Origin of the sequence: Streptomyces sp. E11-3 (assembly GCF_046540415.1) — a bacterium.
Lineage (GTDB): Bacteria > Actinomycetota > Actinomycetes > Streptomycetales > Streptomycetaceae > Streptomyces.
Genome location: NZ_JAZGRL010000024.1, coordinates 1 through 3,699, shown reverse-complemented (window position 1 = coordinate 3,699; position 3,699 = coordinate 1). Strand labels below are relative to the sequence as shown.

General features: G+C 72.2%; 4 protein-coding genes. 2 read left to right on the top strand and 2 right to left on the bottom strand.

The features are described from left to right. The first annotated feature begins 311 nt into the window (after positions 1 to 311). Together U9R90_RS34325 and U9R90_RS34320 are read left to right on the top strand one after the other, a co-directional pair. On the top strand, positions 312 to 2,288 hold the full coding sequence (locus tag U9R90_RS34325) for an N-acetylmuramoyl-L-alanine amidase (RefSeq protein ID WP_411061253.1): 1,977 nt from the start codon (positions 312 to 314) through the stop codon (positions 2,286 to 2,288). A gap of 50 nt (positions 2,289 to 2,338) precedes the next feature. Continuing rightward, positions 2,339 to 2,839 carry a tetratricopeptide repeat protein gene (locus U9R90_RS34320; protein ID WP_411061252.1) on the top strand — a complete coding sequence of 167 codons (501 nt, stop codon included), beginning with the start codon at positions 2,339 to 2,341 and terminating at the stop codon, positions 2,837 to 2,839. 46 nt (positions 2,840 to 2,885) lie between these two features. On the opposite strand, the gene U9R90_RS34315 is transcribed toward U9R90_RS34320, so the two are convergent. Together U9R90_RS34315 and U9R90_RS34310 are read right to left on the bottom strand one after the other, a co-directional pair. Beyond that, positions 2,886 to 3,386: a hypothetical protein gene (locus U9R90_RS34315; RefSeq protein ID WP_411061251.1), complete on the bottom strand. Its 501-nt coding sequence runs from the start codon at positions 3,384 to 3,386 to the stop codon at positions 2,886 to 2,888. A 51-nt stretch (positions 3,387 to 3,437) separates the two neighbouring features. Then, the coding region (locus U9R90_RS34310) for a CGNR zinc finger domain-containing protein (protein WP_411061249.1) at positions 3,438 to 3,699 on the bottom strand (262 nt) is incomplete at its 5' end.

Sequence of the window (3,699 nt, the reverse complement as noted above, 5' to 3'; positions counted from 1 at the left end):
GCGGTCCTCGACGCGCCCGTGGTTCGGGCGGGTCGAGGACCGCCGTATGTGTGTGGCGGGGGTGCTTGGCAGGGGTGCTTCCGCCAACGAGGTGAGCTGGGCGATCAGTCGGCCATTGGTCCACGCCACTGACGCGCCGCAGGCGGTGCGGGCCACCCGGTGAAACCCCGTCAGCAACACGTCCGCACCAGCGTTGACAAGGGAAATCCCCTCCCCTGAGGCATGATTGACGGATCGTCCGGGAGCAGGTACCACTGAGCCACGTCCCGCCCCGCACGCCCCATCGCGACCCATCGCCCCAGGAGGCTGCATTGCGAGAATCCGCCCTGGACCGAGCCGCTCCCGCACGCCGCAGGCTGCGCAGGGCGGTGGGCGCCGTGGCGTCGGCCGCACTGTTGCTGCCCCTGGTCGCCGCGGCACCGCCCGACACCGCCGAGGTCGGAGCCGCCGATCGGCTGCAGCACGCGTTCGCGGCCGCCGCGGCCGAGTACGGGGTGCCGCAGAGCGTGCTGCTCGGTGTCTCCTATCTGCAGTCGCGGTGGGACTCCCACGGCGGGGCGCCCAGTGTGGCGGGCGGCTACGGCCCGATGCACCTCACCGACGCCCGCACCGCACTGGCCCGCACCCCCCACCACAGCCATGGCACGGAGGACGCCCGCGGCGACACCTCACGCCCCGCGCCAGTACCGGACACCGACCTGCCGGAGCCCGGGGAACTCCCGGAGCGGCTCAGGACGTTGCCGCGGGCCGCCGAACTGACCGGGCTCTCCGCCGAGCGGCTGCGCAGCGACCCGGCGGCCAACATCCGCGGTGGCGCGGCGCTGCTCGCCGAGGCGCAGAAGGAGTCGGGGCGCGCCCCGAGCAGCGATCCCGCCGACTGGTACGGCGCGGTGGCCCGCTTCTCCGGCGCCGACGACCAGGCCACCGCGGCGTCGTACGCGGGCGAGGTGTTCGCCGTACTCAGGGACGGCCAGCAGCGCACCACCGACGCCGGTCAGCGTGTCGCCGTGAACGCGACACCGGAACTCGAACCGGACGCCCCGCAGCTGGCGAAGCTGGGGCTGCGGCAGGCGGCAGAGGGGCCGACCGAGTGCCCGGGGAGCGTGTCCTGCGAGTGGATTCCGGCACCGTACGAGGAGTTCGGCGACGACGACTACGGCAACCACGACCTGGCGAACCGGCCGTCGTCCCAGTCGATCGACTACATCGTCGTCCATGACACCGAGGGCAGCTGGGACACCACCCTGAAGCTGGTGCAGGACCCGACGTACGTGTCCTGGCAGTACACCCTGCGCTCCACGGACGGGCACATCGCCCAGCACCTGGACCTCAAGGACGTGGGCTGGCACGCGGGCAACTGGTTCGTGAACGCCAAGTCGGTCGGCCTGGAGCACGAGGGCTTCCTCACCGCCCCGGACGCCTGGTACACGGAGGCGATGTACCGCACCTCGGCGCAGCTGGTGAAGCACCTGGCGCGGAAGTACGACATCCCGCTGGACCGGCAGCACATCCTGGGCCATGACACGGTGCAGGGTCCGGTGTCGTCCGTGGTCCCGGCGATGCACACCGACCCGGGCCCGTACTGGGACTGGCGGCACTACTTCGCGCTCCTCGGCAAGCCGCTGAAGCGCACGGCAGGACCGGACGGCGGCCTGGTGACGGTACGCCCGCAGTACGAGCGGCACCGCCCCGAGTTCACCGGCTGCACCGAGCCCGGCGAGCCGTGCCCGGCACACGGTTCCAGCGCGGTACGGGTCCACACCGCGCCCAGCGACGACGCGCCCCTGGTCAAGGACATCGGACTGCGGCCCGGTGGCGGTGCCTCGACGACCGGTGTGAACGACGTGGGCTCCCGGGTCTCCACCGGCCAGCAGTTCGCGGTCGCCGAGCGCAGGGGCGACTGGACCGCGATCTGGTTCCTCGGCCAGAAGGCCTGGTTCAAGAACCCGCCGAAGCGGCCCACAGCGGTCGACGCGGCCGGAACGGTCGTCACTCCCAAGGCCGGCGAGCAGGACATCCCGGTGTACGGGCGGGCCTACCCGGAGGCGGCGGCGTACCCGGAGGGCGTCCCGGTCCAGGCGGTCTCGCCACTGCCGTACAAGCTCCCCGCCGGACAGCAGTACGTGGCCGGGCGGAAGATCCCGGGCGAGTACTACTACGCGACGACGTTCGACTCGTCCGGTCACCGTGTGGTGCGCGGCAAGGACATGTACTACGAGATCCAGTTCGGCCACCGGGTGGCGTATGTGCGCGCCGCGGACGTGCAGGCAGGCCCCTCGGGCTCGTAGGCCCTGCGTAGGGCTAAGGCCTCCTGTTCGTACGTGCCTACGATGGGCGCATGCATGGACGCGGCAGGGACGACCAGCTGGCCGCGGCCGTGAGGCTGCGCGAGCAGGGGGCCGCCGAACAGGCCAGGGAACGCCTCCTCGCGCTCTGCGCCGAGCACCCGGACGACGCCGAGGTGGCCTACCAGACCGCCTGGGTGCACGATGTGCTGGGCCTGGAGGCCGAGGCCGTCCCGTTCTACGAGCGCGGCCTCGACGGCAGCGGCCTCGCACCGGAGGACCGAAGGGGTGCGCTGCTCGGCCTCGGCAGTACGTACCGGGTGCTCGGCCGGTACGAGAAGGCCGTGGCCACGCTGCGCCGCGGTGTCGACGAGTTCCCCGGCGACGGGGCCCTGCGCACCTTCCTCGCCATGGCGCTCTACAACGTCGACGAGCACCACGAGGCCATGCGCACCCTGCTGGAACTGCTCGCCGCCACCAGCCAGGACCCTCAGGTACGGCAGTACCGACGGGCCATCGAGCACTACGCGCGGGACCTCGACGCCGCCGAGTGACGCCTGGGCGGCTCGGTCAGGCCTGCTCGGCGCTGCTCCGTCCTGCTCAGCCCTGCTGGAAGAGCTCCGCGGGCAGCGGCTTCAGGAGGGCGTACAGGTCGTCGGTGATGGGACGGTCCCAGGCCGCGATGGTGACCAGGACCTTGTCGCTGCGGTCGAACTGCACGCAGGAGATACGGCTCTCGGAGAGCTTGATCCGCCGCACGATCAGCAGGTTGTCGCCCTGCATCACCGGGACGTCCTCAGTCTCGACGACCTCGATGTCCTCGTCGTTCTCCAGCGCGAGGAGCAGCTGTGCCACCTCGAAGGGCACCTGCTTGTCCTCGACCTCGCGGGCCGGTGACCCCTCGGGGAGATTGCCGATGATCATCGCCGGGCCGCGTCCGCCGAACAGGTCGTACCGCAGGAACACGCCCTGGCAGCTGCCGTCGGGGGCGGGCAGCAGGCCCGCGCCGAGATTGCCGGGCCAGTCACCCGGGTCCATGGCCAGGACATCGAAGTCCGGGCCCGCGGGCGTGGCGGAACTGCGGCGGCGGAGGAAGGACATGTCGCCATGGTACGTGGCTCCGCGGCTGTGACGGAGCCGGGCCCCGGGCGGTTACCGGCCGGTCGCGCGGTGCCGCTCGTGGTGGCGGGCCACCCGGGCGCGGTTGCCGCAGGACGGCTTGCACCACTCCTGGCGCGGGTGTTCCTTGAGGAAGTAGCGCACACAGCGGGGGCCGTGGCAGGCCCGCAGCTTCGCCCGGTCGGGGCCGGCGAGGAAGGCGATGGCCGCGCGGGCGATGGCGGCGGTCAGCTGGGCGTGGGCGGGGGCCGGGGCACGGCCGGAGGGTTCGTGGCGTACGGCGGGGTCGGCTCCG

Coding starts and splice junctions, on each gene's coding strand:
- U9R90_RS34320 (WP_411061252.1), top strand. CDS start 2,339: ATGCATGGACGCGGCAGGGACGACCAGCTGGCCGCGGCCGTGAGGCTG.
- U9R90_RS34315 (WP_411061251.1), bottom strand. CDS start 3,386: ATGTCCTTCCTCCGCCGCCGCAGTTCCGCCACGCCCGCGGGCCCGGAC.